Raw genomic sequence first — 21,630 nt, forward strand, 5'->3', positions numbered from 1 at the left:
TCTAAATCAATCAAAAAAAAATGATAAATATCATTATTAAGTACATAATCATAGCTATTGTGGTTTTGTTTGGCTCTCGCTACATTTCTGGCATTAAAATTGACGGATTTCAGACGGCGGTTTTAGTCGTTTTAGCGATGGGTTTTGCCAATACTTTTTTAAAACCCATTCTGAAATTAATCAGTTTTCCGATTACTATTCTTTCTTTAGGATTGTTCTTGTTAGTGATTAACGTGATTGTTGTGTATATCGTTGATTACTTCATTGAGGGTTTCACCGTAACAGGTTTTATTCCTCCGCTAATTTTTAGTTTTGTACTTTCAATTAGCTCGACTGTGTTAGGTTGGTTTTTTGATAAAGACTAAATCTAATGTGTAACTAAAGCTTTTAGTTACACAAGGTTATCCCTAAAAGAATTGAATATTAAATCTTGTAAAGACACAAAAAATACTTAAATTTGTGTCCGCTCAAATTCATAATAATACTTAACTTATTAGGGAACGCCCCCAAAATCTGCTTAGTATTTATTTCTATTTTTAGATTACTTGACAATAGCCGCCATTAATGTCGAGAATCAAGTTTACTGTATTATACATACTTGCTTCCTGAAATTAGATTCGCTATGTTATTTAGTCCTTTTAGTAGTTATAAATAAATACTTCGCCATGAAAAATTTTATAAACGCATTGTTCGTAATCGCTGTATTAGGAACACAAGCAAATGCTCAAAAAAGCTCTGTCCCATCTGCTGCTTTTTCTGAGAAAGATAGAAATTTAATCACAAGTGTTTTAGAGGTAAGAAATAGCTCGGCAAGCTACAAAGACAAGGAGAGAAGTACTCATTTCAAGAGTATGGCTGTTGATACGGACTCTACTTATTATGATGTAGAAGTACCAGCTTCATTTCCTGGAGGACAACAAAGATTAAATGAGTTTATTAAACAGAACTTGGTAGTTCCGCAAGATGCAAAAGGCAAAACCATCGTTGTAAGATTTAAAGTAGAACGTTATGGTGAAGTAAACAGAGTCCATATTATAGATTATTGCTCTAATGTAAATATGGGTGCAGAAGCTATCAAAGTAGTAAAGAAAATGGGGCCATGGAATCCTGCAAAAATTCAAGGAATTGAAGTTGCTTCCTTCTATGAATTACCTATCAAATTTTAGTTTATTCTTCTGGCATTCCTCTTTGAAAGTTCACTTCGGTTGCCATTCCCATAGCACTAAATCTTACAGCCATTATCAGCGATGATGATGGCTTTTTTATGTCCTCACAATGCGTTCCTGCTTCTAAAAAGTAAATGTAATACTCTTGGCTACGGTCGGATAATTGTTGAATGTCGGGCTTTCCAAAGTAATTATCCAAATCGTTTGAACTTACTCCTTTGATTTCACTCTTTAATGATTTTAATTTTTCAATCATTTTTGTTCTGTCTCCTTTGCATCCGCCATAATCAGCACGAAATTTTTCGAGGTCGATACCGTCTAATTTAGGTTGTTTAGTACAAGAAGCACAAGTAATCAATAAGAGTAATATATAAATGGGATGTTTCATGTTGTTGGGAAATAAATCCAATAGTTTAAGTTTACAAATTTTAAATTTTACAAGTGACTGATTTTATCATCAATCCAATATCCCGAAATCAGACATCAAAAATCTCAAAGTTTCGATAGTTTTTCTCCTGCTTTTTCTAACGTTTCATCATCTTTTGCAAAGCAAAATCTAAGAATTTTAAAATCGTTTTTTTGATGATAAAATACCGAAACAGGAATACTCGCTACACCGATTTCCTTCGTAAGCCTAACGGCTAAATCATAGTCGTTTTCGTCTGTAATTTTTTCATAATTCACACACTGAAAAAAACTACCTTTGGCTGGTGTAAAGGAAAAACGAGAATTTTGGATACAACTCAAAAACTTATCTCGCTTCTGTTGATAGAACATCGGAATTGAAAGATAGTTTTCGGGTTCTTTTAAAAAATCAGCTAATGCGTATTGAATCGGCGTAACTGTCGAGAAAGTCAGCCATTGATGTACTTTTCTGAATTCTTCGCTCAGTTGCTTTGGGGCAAGGCAATAGCCAACTTTCCAACCCGTAACGTGAAAGGTTTTTCCGAAAGAACCACAAATAAAACTTCTTTCTTTTAGTACAGGATTGCGGAGGAGTGACCAATGTGAAAGTCCGTCAAAAATGATGTGTTCATACACTTCATCGCCAATCAAAAAGATATTACTGTCTTTTACGATGTCAGCTAAAGTGTTTAAATCTTCTACGGAAAGTACCGTTCCTGTCGGATTGTGTGGCGTATTTAAGATGATTAACTTCGTTTTTTCGTTAATCTTGGCTTTTACAATGTTCCAGTCAATTTGATAGCCATTTTCGGGACTGAGTGTAACATAAACAGGAATACCACCATTAAGCGTAATGGCAGGAGCGTAGGAGTCATAACAAGGTTCAAGCAAAATTACTTCATCGCCTTGATGAACCACCGCCGTAATGGCCGCATAAAGTGCCTCGGTTGCCCCAGAAACTACGGTAACTTCAGATTCTGGATGATAATTTACTTGGTATAAATCGCTTACTTTCTGAGCTATCACTTCACGAAGGGCAGGAATACCCGTCATGGGTGCATATTGGTTCATTCCTTTTTGTAAGTAATGATTTACCAAGGCTGCCAGCTTGGGCGAGCAATCAAAATTGGGAAAACCTTGAGATAAATTCAATGCTTCATATTCTGAAGCCAATTTAGACATTACTGTAAATATCGTTGTACCTGTATTCGGTTGTTTTGAAATCAAATTCATTTTTTAAATGCTTTCGGTATTTGGCTTTCAGGGTTTATAGTATCTGTTTAAGGTTAGATTTGGAAGTTATCGCTTGAGGAACTCACTCAATCACAATTATCGCTAAAACCAAACCAAACAGCCATTTTCGATGATACCCTTTACTTTTAATTCTTCATCAAAAATGACAAGATGTGCTTGATAATCCTTTTTTATTTTACCCAAAGTATGGTCAAGCTCAAGTACTTTTGCTGGATAGGTTGAAGCCATTCGTAGGGCTTCTTCCAATGGAATTTCTATTTTTTCAACGCAGTTTTTTACGCCCTGCATCATCGTTAGGGCTGAACCTGATAAAGTACCTTTGGTATCGGTATAATGTGTGCCTGCGTGGATAAATTTGTAATCTCCAGAAACGTCGTCTGTTACAGCATCAGTAATCATAAACAGTCTTTCGCCCATGATTTTTTTAGAAATTTTTACACTCTTAAAATCAACATGGATGCCGTCGGGAATAATACTTGCCCAAACTTCCGAGTCATAAGTAGCACCCACCAAGCCCGGTTCTCTGCTTTGGAAAGCCGACATGGCATTGAATAAATGCGTTACTCTTTTGATTCCTTTGCCGAAAGCAAACTGAGCTTGTGCATAAGTAGCCGAACTGTGACCAGCCGCAATTTTTATATCGCTTTGCAAAAGTAAGTCTAATTGTGCTTCTGTAAATTCTTCTGGGGCAATGGTCATGTAAGTTGGCAAACCCACACAAGCGTCGATGATGGTTTTTAGCTCTTCGTCGGTAGGTTTACGGATAAATTCTGCTACGTGAGCTCCACGCTTGGGAAAACTAAAAAATGGGCCTTCGATATGAAGTCCAGCCAAGCCTTTTCCGCCATTTTTTAAATAACTTTTGGCTACTGTTATCGCTTCTAAAATCGTTGGAAGTGGCGTAGAGGAAAGCGTAATCTGAAAATGTGTTGTTCCAGATTTACGAATTTCTAAATGGGTTTTATGAATGGTTTCTTCGCTTATTTTAGAATTAAACAAACTTCCACTTCCGCCATAAATCTGAATATCAATAAAAGCAGGAGCAATATTGAAACCTTTCAAATCTACAATTTGAATATCAGGGTCAAGATTGGCGAGTTCTTCTACTTCGTCTTCGGCGAAAAATTGACCAATTTTATTTCCTTTGATTAGCAAAATTGTGTTCTCCAAAATCTGTTCTGAAGTAAATATTTTACAGTTTTTTAGTGCGTACATAATGATATAATTAAGTAGTGATTAGTAATTAGAGATTGGTGATTAGTATTTCAATTCTCTAATTATCAGATATTTACTAAAAATATAAAACGTCAATTAAATCGTATTATTCATTACTTATAAGTACTGAATTTTTAGCTCAAAGCTGATAGCTCAAAGCCAACATCACTCAAATACTTACCACTTCAAGGGCAATTTTCCATACTCCTTTTGCCTCTTGTCGCCAAATTCTTAGATATGTTCCCGTTTTGTTGCCTGAAATTGTGCCATAAACACAAACTAAATCGCCAGCATTAGAAGTAATCGTTTTGAAACCTGTGTAAACTAAGTTTTTGTCAAACGTTTTTTTCAAGAAAGTATTGGCTGCTTCTTTGCCAACAATTGGCTTTTGGTCGTTTCGATAAATTCTTACATTTTGAGCCAAATGTGGCTCGAATGGATTTGGCGAGTTTTTAGCATTTTTCCAATAAAAATGGTCGTTCATAAAAACAAAACGTTCAGCGAAGGTAGCGTTATTTTTTAATTCAGAAGGTTTGTAAATCGGATAATTCTTCAAAAGAAAACTTTTATCATTTATTAACTCTTTATGACTTACGCCAATGTCTGCGGCGACTTTCCAAGTACTATCACTTTGTATTTTCCAAACAGTAATGAAACTGCCAAACCCAATGGCTTTTTCTTTTGCATTTTTCGGATGTATTTGCCAATCGCCCGTAGTAAAACCTAAATCTCCATCATGGGCAATTTCTGCTACATAAGGTTGCCAAGTAATTACTTCTTTTAGCTCAAGTTTTTCCCATTTTTCAATGCCGTTGGCGGGCATATTTTTATCAAAAACAACCGCATCTTTTCCCAAAAAAGTAAGAAAAGCTTTCTTCGTACCTTGGTCAATTGAACTTTGAGCAAAGGCTTTTTCGGTTTCAAGCATTTTTTGTAAAGCTTGCGTTTGCGTAATGCTTTGGGCAAAAGTATTGAATGGAATTATACAAATTACTGACAATACAATTCTCTTAAAATTCATATTTCATCGGTTTAAAAATTGAATAAAATTTAAACGCCATTACTTTCTGGCTATTGTTAGGTTTTAAATTCCTGTGGCGAATTAAAGGTTATAGATGTTTTTATAAAATTACACCATAAACGAAGGCTTTGTTTATTATCTTTGGGAAAAATTGACAAATCAAAATTCAAAATTTATGTACGAAATATTTCAACTCATTCATAAGACTCTTTTCTTCGTAGTGATGATTTTAGGGCTTATCGTAATTGTCCGTGCGGTAATGGGCTTAAACTCAAAAAGTGATTTCACAGAAACAGACCGCAAATTTGGTCTATTTTTCCTTATCTCAAACCATACTCAATTATTGATTGGTTTGGTTTTGTACTTATTTTTAAGTCCTTTTGGCTTAAAAGCTTTTACAGATTTTGGTTCAGAAGTAATGAAAATTGCAGAGTATCGTAAAATTGCTGTTGAACATATTTCAACAAATATTATCGCTATTGTGTTGATTACGATTGGATATTCTAAAAACAAGCGTGCTACTGATTCATTGGTTCGCCACAAAAACGCTTTACTTTTCTTTGGTTTAGGTTTGGTTTTATTATTAAGCCGTATTCCTTGGGATAAATTGTAGTTTTTATCTTGGCTGTCGGCTTTCGGTAATCAGATTTCAGACTTCGGCTGTCGGTAATCAGATATTATACTTTAATTAAAATAAGTCTGAATCCTACAATAGCTTTGTAAGCAAAAATAAATCCGACATCTGAAATCCGATTTCCGAAATCTTACGACTGACATCCGAAATCTTCCAAAGATTTTTTATGAAAAAACGCAGACTTTTCAAAAAGTCTGCGTTTTTTTGTGGTTTATCTAAATACTATTACCGTTCAATAGATTTTCCAAAGAAAATATACAAAAAAATAATAAAATTGTTATATTGTTCTGTAATTTTAGCCTCGTACACAATTATCGTGTTTACAAAGCAGTTTGTTATCTATTGACTAAATTTATAAGTAATGAAGAAATGTATTTTTTTAGACCGAGATGGCGTGTTGAATATTGACCGAGTGGATTATGTGTATCGCCTTGAAGATTTAATAATTCCAGATGGTGCGATTGAGGCGTTGAAAAGATTCAAAGAAGCAGGATATTTATTAATAGTAATTACAAATCAGTCGGGTATTGCAAAAGGAATTTATACTCGTGAAGATGTGTGGAAATGCCATAATTATTTCCAAGAGCAATGTGGCTATTTGTTAGATGATATTTACTTTAGCCCACATCATGAAAAATTTAATTCAGCGTCATTGACTCGTAAACCTGATTCATTGATGATTGAAAAGGCAATTGCCAAATATAAAATAGACCGTGATGCTTCATGGATGATTGGTGATGCCCACCGTGATATTAAAGCTGGGAAAAAAGCAGGTGTAAAAACGATTCATTTAACCGAAAAACCAGAAGAATCACTTTCAGAATTAACCACCAGTAATTTGCTAAAAGCAAGTGAACTGGTTTTACAATAAAAAAAGTCCCTATACTTATTCAGCATAGGGACTTTCTTTTTATCTTCTCTTTTTTCTATCTCTACTTTCAGAACTTTTCGGCGACGAACGTCTGTCTCCTCTTGGTGCTGATTTAGGATTTTTAGATTTATGCCTTGAATCGCCCCGATGTGAAGGTTTTTTCTTTTTGCCTTCACTTCCGCCGTTGCCAACTAAAATCAAATCCATACTTCTTCTGCCCAAATTACATTCTTTTACTTTTACTTGTAATTTATCGCCAAAAGTAAATACTCGTCCATTTCTTTGTCCAACGATTCTGTAATTATCTCGGTCGAAATCATAGAAATCATCTTTCAAATCATTCATTCTGATTAAACCTTCGGAAGCCGTTTCGGTAATTTCTACAAAAATTCCGAATTCAGTAACGCCCGAAATAATTCCTTCCCAAACTTTGCCTTCTTCCATCAAGCTCATGTACTCTACTTGCTTGTATTTGATAGAGGCACGTTCGGCTTCGGCTGCCATTTTTTCCATTTCAGAACTGTGCTTACATTTGGCTTCCCAAACGGCACGTTCCAAAGGCTGTCCGCCATCTAAATAATGTTGAAGCATTCTGTGTGCCATCATATCTGGATAGCGACGAATCGGGCTGGTAAAATGCGAGTAAAACGGAAATGCCAAACCAAAGTGACCGATTGGGTCGGTGCTGTACTTGGCTTTCGACATTGTTCTTACTGCCAAATTTTCCAAAATATTTTGCTCTGGTTTTCCTTCTACATCGTGCATCAAAGCATTGAACGAAGTACTAATCTGCGAAACTTCCGTTTGTACATTATAACCAAAACGCTTGGCGAAAGTAGAGAAATTCCTCAGTTTTTCGGGGTCTGGTGCGTCGTGAGTACGATACACCATCGTATTTCTTGGTTCGGTTTTGCGTAAATTGAAAACATATTCTGCTACTTTTTTATTGGCAAGTAGCATAAATTCTTCAATCAGTTTATGCGAATCTTTTCTGATTTTCTGATAAATCCCAAGCGGTTTTCCGTTTTCATCTAAATTGAATTTTACTTCAACGGTTTCAAAATTTACCGCACCTTTAGCAAAACGTTCGTCACGAAGTTTGTGAGCTAATTGGTTCAAGGTTAAAAGTTCTTTCGAGAAACTCGGCAATACTGTTACTTCGTCCGATTTCTTTTTACGTCCTTTTTTCTTGGGTTCTTCTGCTACAATTTCAGTTTCTTTTACTTCTTCTGAAATCACATTGATTCCTTCACCATCCAATACTTCTTGAGCTTCTTCATAAGTAAACCTTCTGTCTGAATGAATAACGGTTCTGCCAAACCATTCGCCCACAACTTTTGCATCTGGAGTAATTTCAAAAACGGCCGAAAATGTCAATTTATCTTCATTCGGGCGAAGCGAACATAAGCCATTCGATAATTTTTCAGGCAACATCGGTACTACTCTGTCCACCAAATACACCGAAGTAGCTCTTTTAAAAGCTTCGGCTTCTAAATTACTTTCTGGCAAAACATAATGCGTAACATCGGCAATGTGTACACCGATTTCGTAATTACCATTTTCTAAGAAAGTAAAACTAAGAGCATCGTCGAAATCTTTTGCATCGACTGGGTCAATCGTAAAGGTCGTCGTTTCTCTGAAATCACGACGTTTTTTGATTTCTGCGGCAGGAATTTTTACAGGAATGGCTTCAGCTTCGTCTTCGATAGCTTTCGGGAAAGTAATAGGCAAACCAAATTCAGCTAAAATAGCGTGCATTTCGGTATTGTTTTCTCCTGCTTTTCCGAGTACTTCTATTACCTGACCTTCCATTTTACGCTCCTTTTCAGCCCAAGTCATCACTTTTACGATTACTTTATCGCCATTCTGAGCTTCACCGACATCATATTTTGAAACAAAAATGTCTTGATAAATCTTTTTGGCATCGGGCGTTACAAAAGCGTAGTTCGGTAAAATCTCGATTGTACCTACAATTTCTTTTCTACCTCTTTCTACAATTTCTACTACTTCGCCTTCGGCTCTGGTAGTACCTTTTTTGTTTTTTGGAAAAACCAATACTTTCACGGTATCGCCATCGACAGCACCGTTGAGTTCACGAGTATTTATCCAAACGTCATCTTCACGGTTTTCAACTACCACAAAGGCAAATCGAGCATTTACATGATCTACTTTACCGACTACGAATTCCGTTACGGTATCAATGATATAACTTCCGTTTTGTTGGCGAATGAGTTTTTTGTTTTTTTGAAGTTCTTCAAGGAGTTCTCCGTACAAAGTTTTAGTGCTACGGTCACGAATGGCAAAAGCTTTATGAACTTGGTTGAGCGACCAAGCTGTATCTTCATTTAGGCGAAAGAACTCAAGAATTTCTTCTTTGATTCTGTCACGAAAAGTTTGTTCTTTTGATTGTTTTGGTTTAATCATTTAGGAATTAATATGTTTTTCTCAAATATACGGAAAAACACTCCGATTTCTTCACTATTTAGTGAATGAGTGATTTGGCGAATGAGTGTAATGAATTAGCGATTAACAATTTAATGCTAATGGTCACTATGGTTAAAGTAATGGAATGACATCTACGGAAACAGAAAGCGTATGACGACCAGAGCTAAAAATAATGCCTTTTAATGGCGGAACGTCGCTGTAATCACGTCCATAAGCTGTAATAATGTGTCTTTCTTGTGGTACTAAATCGTTGGTTGGGTCGAATTCGCACCAGCCAATATCAGGAATGAAAACCGAAATCCAAGCATGAGAAGCATCCGAACCTTGTAATTTTTTTTTGCCCGGAGGCGGAAGTGTTTCTAAATAACCACTAACATAACGAGCAGGAAAACCTAAACTTCTCAGACAAGCAATGGCTAAATGTGAGAAATCTTGACAAACGCCTTTTCGCTCTTTCAAGACTGTTTTGATGGGTGTATTGATACTGGTGAAATTAGAAACAAAGTTGAATTCTGTAAATATTTTATGACAAAGAGCCTTTACACATTCATACAAAGATTGATTTTCTGGAAAACAGTCTTTGGCAAAATCTTCTATTTCAGCGTCCCAATTAATAAATGGACTTGGTAATAAATATTGTAAAAGTTCAACTTTTAATAAATGCGTTCTTTTTATTTTTTCTTTCGCTTGTCGGCAAGAAAGAGAGTAATCGGCTCTAATATTTTTTGAAAAGGTTTCTACGATACTTTCAGCCTGAACAATTAATTCTTGATGAGCAGATTGAATCGAAAAATAATGAACAGTATTGCCAAAAAAATCTTTTCTTTCTACGATTTCAGAAGGTTTTGGGCTGATTTTCAAAGAAAACTCATGGCAAGTCTGATTGGTTAATGTTTGAGGTTTCAAACAAACCAAGCTATGGTAACTATTGACTGGCTCGAAGTACTTATATTTTGTCTGGTGTGTAAGTTTATATTTCATTGGTTTCACTATTTGCTGGGCTTTCCATTAACGAATGCTGCATAACCGTATGAGTAAAATACAAATCTGTTAGGCTCACCGTTACGGATGAAATAAGCTCAAAAACTTTGGCTAATAAACTATCTAAGTTTTCACGGTACAAAGAATCTGCTTGAAAACTACACAAGGTTGAAATATCGGTCAATTTAATTTTCGTGGAAGCTTCCAAAACAGCTTTCTCGGCTTTTGTAAGTCTGTCCGACTGCGATGTTTTTGGAAGTTTCGCAAGGCACTCGGCTAAAGCATCCAATTGGTAGCTTAAAGAGTACGGCAAATCGGCTTCTTGTAAAACCATATCAAGCATGGCTTCCAAGCTCAAATGCGATTTATACAACAGTCGATAATGTACTAACAAATGATGATTGATAAGGGTTGCTTCAATCAAGTCATTTTCTACGTTATGGTCATTTTTAAAACTAAAAGTAGAACGAATAATGCTGATTCGTGAAAGAATACGCTCAATCAGTTTGCCTGCTTCTAAAAGATAAAATCCTTTGTCACGTGGCATCGACTCTGAAATGATACCATAAAAAGTAAATAGCCTTGTGTGCAATTTGTCTAATACTTTCTGGATTTCATTAGGGTTATTTTGTTCAGCGTTCAAAGATTTTATTTTTTTCAAACTGTTTTCAATCAAATTAATGATTCGCCAAGTATCATGACTCCACTTATCACTTACCGCAATGACTCCTCTAAGAAAACATTCTACACTTCCAGCCACTGTGCCACCTCTTCTTGAATTAGACACTAAATCGTGAATTTCTTTATAAGGGTTTTTACGAATCGCCGTGTTTTCTTCATCGGTAAAACCGGGATAAGTAAGCGTTAAATGTGTAACAGATTTTAATAAAACATCAATATGTTCTGATTTTACTGAGCCGCCAAAATTGACATTTTCTTGTAAAGCGTTAATCGTGATTTTCAAGAATTTTGTAGCAGCCATTGTTCGTTCACAGTAACGACCCACCCAAAATAAATTCTCAGCACTTCTACTTGGCAAGGAAGTATGATGCTGCATTGAAGATGCCGTAGGCGGTACTACAATTTTCTGTGTAAGTTGTGGAACAGTATCAGAGACAATCCAAGTATCTTTTGAAACCCCTCCGTACTGGTTTGAAATCACGAAACGGTCTCTTTCTGGCGAGCTACGAGTAAGTCCGCCATCCATTACTTGATAATTTTTGCCATCTGAAACCAAGTAAGCACGCATGGCAGCAAAACGAGGTTCAATCTTTCCGTTTACCAACGATGGCGTAGTAGAAAGACTTACTTCTTCTTGAGCTACATACTCAGCAGGGTTTTCAATAATCGCTTTTCGGAGTGATTCTAATTCCTCTTTTTCTAATAATCGTCCATACAACGAACGTATTTTTTGTTTACGATTCGTATTTTTGATAATCAGTTTATGGAGATTGTTTAATACAAAATTTAATTCTTTGGGTTGTCCGCACCACCAAGTAGCTACGGCAGGGAGTATCAACGTTTCGCCCAAGAAGAACCTACAAGCAGCATTCATAAAGGGAAGAAGCCCATTATTCTCAAGTACACTTGAGCCGGGAGGATTTATCACCGAAACATTTCCCAAACGAATGGCATGAAGTAAACCCGGAATACCCAGTCGTGAATCTTGACGAAGTTCGAGTGGGTCGCACCAGTCGTCGTCAATCCTTCTCACAATCACATCCACTTTCTCTAAGCCATCAATAGATTTTAGCCAAACGTAGCCATCACGCACCAGCAAATCATCGCCTTGTACCAAAGTATAACCCAAGTAAGCCGCCAAGTAAGCGTGTTCAAAATAAGTTTCGTTGTTTGAACCCGGAGTTAAGTAAACAATATTAGGATTTTCTTTGGCTTTCACCGCCAAAGAAGCAACCGTATGTTGAAAACTATTGAAGAAAGGAGAGAGGCGACTTACAAACATTCCATTAGTAAGTTCTGGTAGAATCTTACTCATCACACTTCTGTTTTCGAGTGCATAGCCCGAGCCAGAAGGAGCTTGGGTTCTATTATCCACAATCCACATTCTACCATCAGGGCCACGAGCAAGGTCGGCAGCATATAAAATCAATTGATTTTCAGAGGGTACTTTTATATCATTACAGACTCTAAAAAAGCCAGTATTTCCATAAACCAATTCAGCAGGAAGAATATTTTCTTTGATTAAACGTTGTGGCCCATAAATATCCCGCAACATCAAATCAAGCACCAAAGCTCTTTGTTTTAGTCCACGAGCAATGTTATTCCATTCTTTTTGTTCAATTAAAAAAGGGATAGGGTCTAATTGCCAAGGGCGATTCAAACTTCCAGAGTTTTCATAAACATTATAAGTAACCCCATTTTCACGGAGTTTATTAATAAGTTCGAAATTCCGAGCTTGTAGCTCTTTCATTCCCAACTTCTCTAAAGTAGCGAAAAGCGTTCGCCAATGAGGTTTCACCTGACCATCAGCTCCCAGAATTTCATCATAAGAATTAATTTCTTGTTGATAGGCTTGAAGTAAATTAGGGGATATATCTGTAATCATTGCTCACTGGTTATAAATGAAGTGCTTAAAATTTACTAAAATTAAGATTTTTGTAGGAAAAATTTGTACGGTTGTTGACAAATTTCGGTTTTGAGCCTTTAGATTTGCTCTTAGGTGAATTTTTGGGGGAATGTAGAAATATGCAGGTACTTATTCTTAAATTCTAAATTTATTCAGCATAAATACTTTTATCATATTAGTCTGACAAGATGTAATATTCGTGAAAAGGGAGTTTCTCAATCCTTACTAAGGATGTTTGAGTTAGAATCTTTCAACTTAGAATAAAGTGTATATTTGTATGATTATAAAATTAGAGCACAATGGTAAATAAAATAACGTTTACAAATTATAAAATCTTCAATAGTAAGCAAAGTATTGAGCTTGCCCCAATGACTATTTTAATAGGCAAGAATAGTTCTGGTAAAAGTGCCTTAGCCAAACTTCCTACTTTGATTTCAGGAAGTTTATCTGGTAGAACTGATGATTGTTTTACTTGTGAAAATGAAGGGGTTGTGTTGGGGAATAATTATTCAGATTTAAACTATGAAAAAGATACTACAGGAGAGTTTGTTTTTAAGTTGGAACTGAAAAATAGAACGTTTTTATACATCACTGTTAAATTAGAATATGGGGGTAGTAAGCTAACTATTTATTCATGGAATTATAATGATGAATTTAAATTACAATATCATTTTAAAGAAAAGCTTTACTCCATTAATAATAGTATAAAGCTGTATGATTGTAGGTTTAAAGGTTTTTTACTGGAAAAGATTGTTGACTTTGAAGGAGAAATAGAAATACCGAATTTAATAAACTTCAGTTTTGAATTTGATTATGTATGTTCATACAGGGTAGAACCGAAAGATATTAAGGAAGACCAACCTAAAGAAAAGAATATTAGAAAAATTGGAATAGATGGAAAACACGCATATGAAATATTAATCAATGATGCTATTTATTCGGATGGTCAATTACTAAACAAGGTAAGCAATTGGTATAAAAAAGTATTTGAAAGCTGGGAGGTTAATATAGACAGAGATACACTTCGTAATAAATTTTACTTTGAACTAAAAAGAGATTATCCAAGACCATTCAAGACATCTTTAGAAAATGTTGGACAAGGGATGAGCCAAATTTTACCTTTGATAACCAAGTCATTTATAGAGGAAGAAAAACCTTCCTTGACAATTATAGAAGAACCAGAATTACATTTACATCCATCTGCTCATGGTAATTTAGCAGAACGATTTGCTGAATCTTTAATTGATGTCAATAAAAGATATTTGATTGAAACACATTCTGAAAACTTTATTCTAAGACTAAGACGGTTAATTGCAGAAAGTAAATACCCCTATTTTACAGAGCAAAATTTAAAGATTTATTATGTCTATTACGATGAAGATTTGAATGAGAGTTTTTTGAGGGAAGTCGTAGTTGAAGGAAATGGAAATGTTAAAAATTGGCCTAAAGGAGTATTTAGTGAATCAATGGATGAATTGTTAGCAATGAAAAACGCTCAAAAATAGATGCCTCTATGCGAATAGAAATAAAAGACGATATATTTAACTCAAATGACTTTACTAATTTAGTCCATCTTATTAGAATAGTCTTCCAATGCCCTCAGGGTTCAGCCAATACTAAAGCGAAAGTATTTATTGATTTAGATAAATGCGTGAATTCCATTCTATATGAAAGGCTAGACTCGATAGACAAAGAACTATTAGAAGTTTCAACAAAAGATTATTTTTATGAAGACTCTCCCTCTATTAATTATACAGTTTCAAACGATAAGAAACATGAATCTTATGCTTTAGAAGAAGCAATAGCATTATTAAATGAACCATTCTGGATACTACTTGAAAACTCAAAAAATGACCAAGAGTTTATCAAATCAATCATTTTCCATTTTGAGGAGGATTGTGAATATCTTAAAGAATGTTTGAAAAACAGATGGATACAGTTTGATAACGCTGGTGGCTGTGGTAATGTAAAGAATTTACTAACTCAAAGAATTAATTCATTTGAGTATATATCCAACACTCTTAATACAGACCCTAGAAAATATTATCGTGGAATAGTCATTTTGGATAGTGATAAGGAGTTTTCAACGCAAAGCATGAAACCAGATTACGACAAACTGGTTCAGTATTTTGATAAAAATAATATACCTTTTCATATTCTTGAAAAAAGAGCGATGGAAAATTATATGCCAGACGAGGTTATATTTAGTGTTCAACAAGAAAAGTCTAATTCAAAAAATCCTGACGACAAAGAGTTTGTAATGTGGGCAAATGTCTATCGTTATCTATCTGATGAGCAAAAAGACTTTCTAAAATACGATGGTTTGGAGGCATTTAATAAATTGAATCCAGATGCTCAAGATTTATATCGAAATCAATTACCATCCAACTTTAATTTATTGGTATCAGGTATTAGATATAGAGACCATAATGCTAAAGAGGACGAAGAAAAACGATTTAAGAACGCTTTTCCAAAACTGTTCACAAAATCACCATTGGTTAATAAGGTATCTCTTAAAGCGAGAAGTGGAACGGATGAACTGGAACGTATATTTAATAAAATCAATCAATTACTATGAGTTCATTAATCAGTTTAAAACCATCAAATAACAACTTTGATACTTATTTGGATGATATTAATTCGGGGTTATTGCTAATTCCAGAGTTTCAACGTGATTTTGTTTGGGAGCTTGAAAATGTACTCAACTTATTATATAGCATCAAAAAAAATTATCCCATAGGTTCATTTTTATTTTGGACACCAGAAACAGAATTTAGAATAGCAAAACAGGTAGGGCCTTACTTTATTAAAGAATCTGTTTTTGATGCTTTTGAAAAAAGGCAACGAAAATATATTCTTGATGGTTATCAGAGAATGTCTGCTCTGTTTGGCGTCCTTTCTAATCCAGAAAAAATTAAGAATTTTGAGTTTAATGAGAAAGCATTTAACTCTACTTTTAATATTTACTACAACCTTGAAAATGAAGTATTTGAGGTATTTGGTCGTAATCTTGAACTGTGTTCTGTACCAGCATATACCTTATTGGATTATGAATCTTTTTTAACTTACTCAGAAAAAATACAGCGGGAATACACTCCTGAAATATCTAAAAAATATACTGATAGATTAAAAAAAATAGTTACTACTTTTAGTAGATACCAAATGCCAGTAATTGAGATAGCTGGCGGAACTTTAGATGAAGCGATAGATATATTTACATTACTAAATAAAGAGGGAAAGCCAATAACGCCCGATTGGATATTGTCGGCTAAAACTTATACCGATAATTTTAGATTAGGACACAAAATTGATATAACACTTGATAAAATAGAGAAATATAACTTTGTTGATAAAAAACCAAGAGAAGTAGCGGTAAGAGATTTGGTTTTTAGAAGTATTCAAAGCTCGTTTGGCGATTTATATTTAGACAATAAAAAAACAGATATTATCTCCCTTTCTAAAAACCCAAACTTTCAAAGTCAAATAGAAATTACCGTAAAAAGTATAGAGCTTGTGGCTAAATTTTTATTTGAGGAACTATTAATTGTCGATAATAAACTGTTACCAGCTAATATCCAGTTTATTTTTTTGGTAGAGTTTTTTAACCACATTCCTGAACCAAATAATGAACAAATAAAAAAGCTAAAACAATGGTTTTGGATTACAACTTACTCGAATTACTTTACCATTTTTAGCCCAAGTAAAAGAAAGACAGCATTTCAGCATTTTCAAAAATTTATAAAAAATGTCGAACTAAACCCAGTCTATAGCGATAGAACTGAGCAACCATTCGTTGTGCCAGCATTGTCTGATAAAGTGAATTTAGGTTCAGTGCGTTCAAAAGCTCATATTTTGTTTATGTTGAATTACTCGAATAATTTTCAACCTGTAAATACAGAGCATATTGAAGACTACAAGGTTTTAAAACTCTTTGCAGAAACTAAATTTTCATCTGATTTAGGAGAAAGTGCAAATATGGTTGTATGCCTAAATAAAACTACTGACAATGTATTTATTCAGTCGGGGAAAAAAACCAACGACTTATCCTTTATGCTTGCTCTGGAAAATAAAGGAAGATATTCAGAGTATTTTATTACAGATGAAATGAGAGATGAATATTCAAAAAGTAACATTGAAAGGGTGCTTGAATTAAGAAAGAAATTAATTATCAATAAGGAACATACTTTTGCAGAGAAATTAGGGTTAGACTATCTTGGGTACACTCAATTATCTGAAGTATCTTATTAGAGAATAATAAAAGTATTCGATTTGAAAATACAAATACCCCTAAAACCAAATTAGGGAAAATCACCTGATTCGACCAGACAATTTTCCCTAATTTATCATTTATAACTCTTGCTTAATCTATCTTTTCTTCCAAAACTTCCGTAAATCTAAAGTAAGTGGATACTCTGGGTTTACTAATTCTATTGGAGTATCTGCTTTTAACTCTTTTTTGTTTTCTGCCACAAACCTCGAAATCGTTGGCGTATTTCTGATTGGCGATGCTTCTTGTGTTTCTGGTGCATCTGGTGTATGACCAAAACCCCAGAAACGGCTAATCATTCTCGATTCAGCTTCATAACTGTTAATCGGATAAGTATCAAAACTTCTACCGCCCGGATGCGATACAAAGTAAGTACAACCGCCAATTACTTTATTATTCCAAGTATCTAAAATGTCAAATACCAAAGGTGCGTCTGCTCCGATGGTTGGATGCAATGCCGAAGGTGGATTCCATGCTTTGTAACGAACACCTGCTACAAATTCACTTTTTACTCCTGTGCTTCTTAAAGGCACACGGCAACCATTACAAGTTAGAATATGACGACCTTCAATAAAGCCCGTTACTTTTACTTGGATTTTTTCTAATGACGAATCCACAAATCTGGCTGTACCTGCATTCGATAATTCTTCGCCCAAAACGTGCCAAGGCTCGATACCCGAACGGATTTCTAATTGCGTATTGTCAACCGTAATACCACCGTAATAAGGGAAACGGAATTCAAAGAATGGGTCAAACCAAGAAATATCAAAGTTGTAGCCAGCATCTTTCAAGTCGTTTACTACATCAATCATATCCAAGTACGCATAATGCGGTAAAAGGAAACGATCGTGTAATTCTGTTCCCCAACGGACAAGTTTTTTCTTGTATGGTTCTTTCCAGAATTTAGCGATTAAAGCTCTAATTAATAAGTTTTGTACCAAACTCATGTGTTTATGAGGAGGCATATCAAAACCACGGAACTCTAAAATTCCCAAACGACCCGTTGATGAGTCAGGCGAATACATTTTATCAATACAGAATTCTGTACGGTGTGTATTGCCTGTAACATCCACCAAAAGATTTCTGAAAATTCTATCAACCATCCAGAATGGAATATTTTCGCCTTCTGGAATTTGGTCGAAAGCAATTTCCATTTCATAAAGTCGCTCTTCTCTACCTTCGTCAAATCGTGGAGCTTGACTGGTTGGACCGATGAATGGGCCTGAGAATAAGTAACTCAATACTGGGTGATGTTGCCAATAAGTAATCAAACTGCGTAATAAATCAGGGCGACGCAAAATTGGACTATCTTCTGGTTTTGAACCACCAATGGTTACGTGGTTTCCGCCACCAGTACCAGTGTGTTTGCCATCAACCATAAATTTCTCTGTACCCAAGCGAGCGAAAAACGCTTCTTCGTACAAAGCACTGATGTTATCTACTAATTCTTGCCAGTTTTTAGCTGGGTGAATATTTACTTCAATTACACCTGGGTCAGGCGTAACGTTAAGTTTTTCTAAACGATAATCCGATGGAGGCGGATAGCCTTCAATACGAATTGGCATCTGTAATTTTTCAGAAGTAGCTTCTATCGAAGCAATCAAATCTAAATAATGCTCCAGATAGTCTGTCGGAGGCAAGAAAGCATAAATTATACCTTCTCTTTCTTCGATGGTTAAAGCCGTAGTAAAGGTTGGAATCTCAAAAATGATTTGCTTTTCGTTACCTTCTTCTTTGTCTTTATTTTTGTCGAGTTTTTCGTCTTCGTCACCAACTTTCTTTTTAGCAGGTGGAAGCTCGTAGTCTGGAGCAATCGTTCCATAACGCTTTTCAACTACTTCGCTAAAATCGCCTAAAGCTGGTAAATCTTCAAATGGACTACGCTCTGCTGGAAATTCTTTTCTGTCATCCGATAAAGCTGGCAGGGAATTAAGAGGCAAACGATAACCAATCGGAGAATTACCCGGAATCAAGTAACAATGATTTCTTCTGAAAGTCCAAGCACAACTTGTCCACGACTGGGTGCCGTACTCCCATTTTAAAGGGAAAACAAAACCAGTTGGATTGTTCAGTCCTTTCTCCAGTAATTTCGCTAAAGTCCTTCTTTCAACTGAATCTTTTAGATTTACTTTAAGCGGGTCAATATTGACAGGAATTTTCCCTTCTTCTAAAGCCCAATAAATAGGGTCTTCGTAGGCTGGAATAATATTATTGGTATTGATACCTAAGTACTTCGTAAGTTCAATTGTGAATTTTTCGGCATCATGGAAAGTAAACTTTTGGTCGTTTTCTTTTGCTACCAAAGCATCATTTTTCCAAATAGTTTGTCCGTCTTTTCTCCAATAAAGGGCATATTGCCAACGAGGAATCAATTCTCCCGGATACCATTTTCCCTGTCCGAAATGCAATAATCCACCATGAGCGAAACGGTTTTTCAAACGAAGAGCTAAATCATAAGCTAATTTACGTTTCAGAGGCCCATCTGCCGTAGAATTCCATTCAGGCGATTCAAAGTCATCTACCGAAACAAAAGTTGGTTCACCACCCATCGTCATCCGAACATCACCTTCTTGTAAATCTTTTTCTACATCATAACCTACTTGCATGATGTTTTCCCATTGTTCGTCGGTGTATGGTTTGGTTACTCTTGGGTCTTCGTGGATTCGGGTTACTTGGTTGTCGAATTCAAAAGTAACATTACAAATATCGGTAGCTCCTGTTACTGGGGCAGCACTTACATAGTCTGGTGTACACGATAATGGAATGTGACCTTCGCCTGCAAAAAGACCAGAAGTAGGGTCAAGACCAATCCAACCTGCACCCGGTACGTAGGCTTCAACCCAAGCGTGTAAATCAGTAAAGTCGGCTTCGGGGCCAGATGGGCCGTCTAATGACTTCACATCGGGAGTAAGCTGTACTAAATAACCAGAAACAAATCTTGATGCAATACCGTGATGTCTTAGAATTTGAACCAATAACCAAGAGGAATCTCTACAAGAGCCACTCTTTATCCTAAGGGTTTCTTCACAAGTTTGTACACCCGTTTCCATACGGATGTTGTATTTCAAATCATTAAATACTCTTTGGTTGAGGTGAACTAAAAAATCTACCGTATTGATTTCACCATTTACTTTATTGTTTTCAATCCAGCTTTTCAGACTATCTCCTGATTCTCGTATTTCAAAATAAGGACTTAATTCTCTTTTTAACTGGTCGTCGTATTGAAAAGGAAACTTTTCAGCATACTCTTCTACAAAAAAATCAAATGGATTAATCACCTCTAATTTGGCAATTACCTCTACTTCTATGTGTAATTCAGTTGTTTTTTCTGGAAAAACTACTCTGGCTTGATAATTCCCGAAGGGGTCTTGTTGCCAGTTGATAAAGTGGTTTTTAGGGAAAATTTTGAACGAATAACCTTCAATCGCTGTCCTTGAGTGTGGAGCAGGACGTAATCTAAAAACGTGTGGAGATAGACTTACGCTTCTATCAAACTTGTATTTCGTCTTGTGAGAAATGGCAACTTTTATCGACATATAGATTGAATTTGAACGTTAGTTTTAATGATTTATGTAAAAAAAGCGAAAATTAGCTTCAAAATAAAGGGTATAAGTATAAAATTATATTTTTGCTTGAAATAGTTCTTTTATTAATGAAGTATTTGGTTGCCAATGAATTTTAGCTTTTGGGTTTCAAGTAGTGGCTTTTTTGCTTTTTATCGTAATTTCTGGATGAAGTAATGAAGAAATGGAATTTGGACTAAAACTATTGGATTCTCGTAGTAAAAAAGAATAAGGTGAGAATTAAAATTTGGAGTACTTGCTTTGGCATATTATTTAAATATCAGATTTCAGATTTTCTTAGTGATAGTCGAAAACCTGAAATCCAATATCCGAAACTTATTTTGATAATTCCGTCGCTCTTTTCTGAGCCGCAAAAATACCTTCTTGTAAATTTTGTGCTAAAAGTCCTTCTTCAAAACGTTTTAAAGCCGCTTCGGTTGTTCCGCCTTTTGAAGCTACCGCTTTGATTAATTCGTCTAAACTTTTCTCTGCATTATTAATTAAATGAAACGAACCCAACATCGTTTGTTTTACCAATAATGACGACATTGATTCTTCAAATCCCATTTTCTTTCCAGCTTCAATCATCGCTTTTACTAAATAGAAAAAGTACGCAGGGCCGCTACCGCTTAGGGCTGTTACGGCATCTAACAAACTTTCGTCTTCTAAGAAAACCGCTCTACCTGTCGAGTTGATGAGGTTTTCTACTTTTTTCAATTGACTCAAAGTAATATCACCAGCAGCGGAGAAAGCCGTCATTCCCATTCCCAATAAAGCAGGTGTGTTAGGCATGGCACGTACTACCAAAGGATGATTCAGCGAGCTAATGATTTTTTCGATTGAAATCCCTGCCATGATACTCAATACCAATTGTTTGGGTTGAATTACTGCACGAAGTTCGTCTTGTAATGAAGGAAAATCTTGTGGTTTTACCGACAAAATGATTAAGTCATATTCTCCGATTTTTGAAGAAATCGTATCAATGACTACTCCTGCTTTTTCCAGACGTAATGCTTCGGCACGGTCTGAGTTTTTTTCGATAAGGAAAAGGTCTTCTTTTTTTACTAAATCATATTGGATAAACGATTTGGCAAATGCCATTCCCATATTTCCTGCTCCGATGATGGCTACTTTCATTTCAAAAGGGTAATTGAGTGATAGACGTTCCTGTGTGGCTTGTCTGTTTTAATTTTCTGAGAAAACAAAATTACATGAAAAATC

16 protein-coding genes are annotated in these 21,630 nt (G+C 35.3%); 7 read left to right on the forward strand and 9 right to left on the reverse strand.

Translation table 11 applies throughout. From position 1 onward, the window contains the following. Positions 1–20: 20 nt before the first annotated feature. Positions 21–365 carry a phage holin family protein gene (locus VB248_RS14380; protein ID WP_323297490.1) on the forward strand — a complete coding sequence of 115 codons (345 nt, stop codon included), beginning with the start codon at positions 21–23 and terminating at the stop codon, positions 363–365. Between the two features lie 300 nt (positions 366–665). Then, a complete protein-coding gene (locus VB248_RS14385; RefSeq protein ID WP_323297491.1) occupies positions 666–1,166 on the forward strand; it encodes an energy transducer TonB in 501 nt (166 codons plus the stop codon). A gap of 1 nt (position 1,167) precedes the next feature. On the opposite strand, the gene VB248_RS14390 is transcribed toward VB248_RS14385, so the two are convergent. From VB248_RS14390 to VB248_RS14405, 4 genes are all read right to left on the reverse strand, one after another. Next, entirely contained in the window at positions 1,168–1,554 is a 387-nt protein-coding gene (locus VB248_RS14390; RefSeq protein WP_323297492.1) for a hypothetical protein, read from the reverse strand. 104 nt (positions 1,555–1,658) lie between these two features. Further along, entirely contained in the window at positions 1,659–2,804 is a 1,146-nt protein-coding gene (locus VB248_RS14395; RefSeq protein ID WP_323297493.1) for a methionine aminotransferase, read from the reverse strand. A 102-nt stretch (positions 2,805–2,906) separates the two neighbouring features. Continuing rightward, on the reverse strand, positions 2,907–4,040 hold the full coding sequence (gene nagA, locus VB248_RS14400) for an N-acetylglucosamine-6-phosphate deacetylase (RefSeq protein ID WP_323297494.1): 1,134 nt from the start codon (positions 4,038–4,040) through the stop codon (positions 2,907–2,909). 169 nt (positions 4,041–4,209) lie between these two features. Then, on the reverse strand, positions 4,210–5,061 hold the full coding sequence (locus VB248_RS14405) for a YybH family protein (RefSeq protein ID WP_323297495.1): 852 nt from the start codon (positions 5,059–5,061) through the stop codon (positions 4,210–4,212). A 175-nt stretch (positions 5,062–5,236) separates the two neighbouring features. Here VB248_RS14405 and VB248_RS14410 point away from each other — a divergent pair, with 175 nt between their 5' ends. Next, positions 5,237–5,674: a hypothetical protein gene (locus VB248_RS14410; protein WP_323297496.1), complete on the forward strand. Its 438-nt coding sequence runs from the start codon at positions 5,237–5,239 to the stop codon at positions 5,672–5,674. 382 nt (positions 5,675–6,056) lie between these two features. Then, a complete protein-coding gene (locus VB248_RS14415; RefSeq protein WP_323297497.1) occupies positions 6,057–6,566 on the forward strand; it encodes a D-glycero-alpha-D-manno-heptose-1,7-bisphosphate 7-phosphatase in 510 nt (169 codons plus the stop codon). Between the two features lie 39 nt (positions 6,567–6,605). Here VB248_RS14415 and VB248_RS14420 read toward each other — a convergent pair whose 3' ends face one another. The 3 genes from VB248_RS14420 to VB248_RS14430 all read right to left on the reverse strand — a co-directional run bounded on the left by VB248_RS14420 (position 6,606) and on the right by VB248_RS14430 (position 12,558). Next, complete coding sequence (locus tag VB248_RS14420; protein ID WP_323297498.1) at positions 6,606–8,990, reverse strand: ribonuclease R family protein; 2,385 nt, start codon at positions 8,988–8,990, stop codon at positions 6,606–6,608. A gap of 132 nt (positions 8,991–9,122) precedes the next feature. Next, positions 9,123–9,992, reverse strand: a complete 870-nt coding sequence (locus VB248_RS14425; RefSeq protein WP_323297499.1) for a transglutaminase family protein — start codon at positions 9,990–9,992, stop codon at positions 9,123–9,125. Then, positions 9,982–12,558: a circularly permuted type 2 ATP-grasp protein gene (locus VB248_RS14430; RefSeq protein WP_323297500.1), complete on the reverse strand. Its 2,577-nt coding sequence runs from the start codon at positions 12,556–12,558 to the stop codon at positions 9,982–9,984. Before VB248_RS14430 ends, VB248_RS14425 begins: the two co-directional genes overlap by 11 nt. A gap of 320 nt (positions 12,559–12,878) precedes the next feature. Between VB248_RS14430 and VB248_RS14435 the strand changes: the two genes are divergently transcribed. From VB248_RS14435 to VB248_RS14445, 3 genes are read left to right on the forward strand one after another with little or no spacing between them, the layout of a single operon-like run. Continuing rightward, positions 12,879–14,084 (forward strand): AAA family ATPase, encoded by a 1,206-nt coding sequence (locus VB248_RS14435; RefSeq protein ID WP_323297501.1) that lies wholly within the window; start codon positions 12,879–12,881, stop codon positions 14,082–14,084. Between the two features lie 8 nt (positions 14,085–14,092). Beyond that, entirely contained in the window at positions 14,093–15,157 is a 1,065-nt protein-coding gene (locus VB248_RS14440) for a hypothetical protein (protein WP_323297502.1), read from the forward strand. Next, positions 15,154–16,827 carry a DUF262 domain-containing protein gene (locus VB248_RS14445; protein ID WP_323297503.1) on the forward strand — a complete coding sequence of 558 codons (1,674 nt, stop codon included), beginning with the start codon at positions 15,154–15,156 and terminating at the stop codon, positions 16,825–16,827. The genes VB248_RS14440 and VB248_RS14445 overlap by 4 nt, the downstream gene beginning before the upstream one ends. A gap of 117 nt (positions 16,828–16,944) precedes the next feature. Here VB248_RS14445 and VB248_RS14450 read toward each other — a convergent pair whose 3' ends face one another. Together VB248_RS14450 and proC are read right to left on the reverse strand one after the other, a co-directional pair. Next, the gene (locus VB248_RS14450; RefSeq protein ID WP_323297504.1) at positions 16,945–20,382 is read right to left on the reverse strand and encodes a transglutaminase family protein; all 3,438 of its coding nucleotides are present in this window, start codon (positions 20,380–20,382) and stop codon (positions 16,945–16,947) included. Between the two features lie 363 nt (positions 20,383–20,745). Next, on the reverse strand, positions 20,746–21,546 hold the full coding sequence (proC, locus tag VB248_RS14455; RefSeq protein WP_323297505.1) for a pyrroline-5-carboxylate reductase: 801 nt from the start codon (positions 21,544–21,546) through the stop codon (positions 20,746–20,748). Between the last annotated feature and the right edge of the window lie 84 nt (positions 21,547–21,630).

The sequence above is a fragment of the Arcicella rigui genome, from assembly GCF_034929435.1.
Lineage (GTDB): Bacteria > Bacteroidota > Bacteroidia > Cytophagales > Spirosomataceae > Arcicella > Arcicella rigui.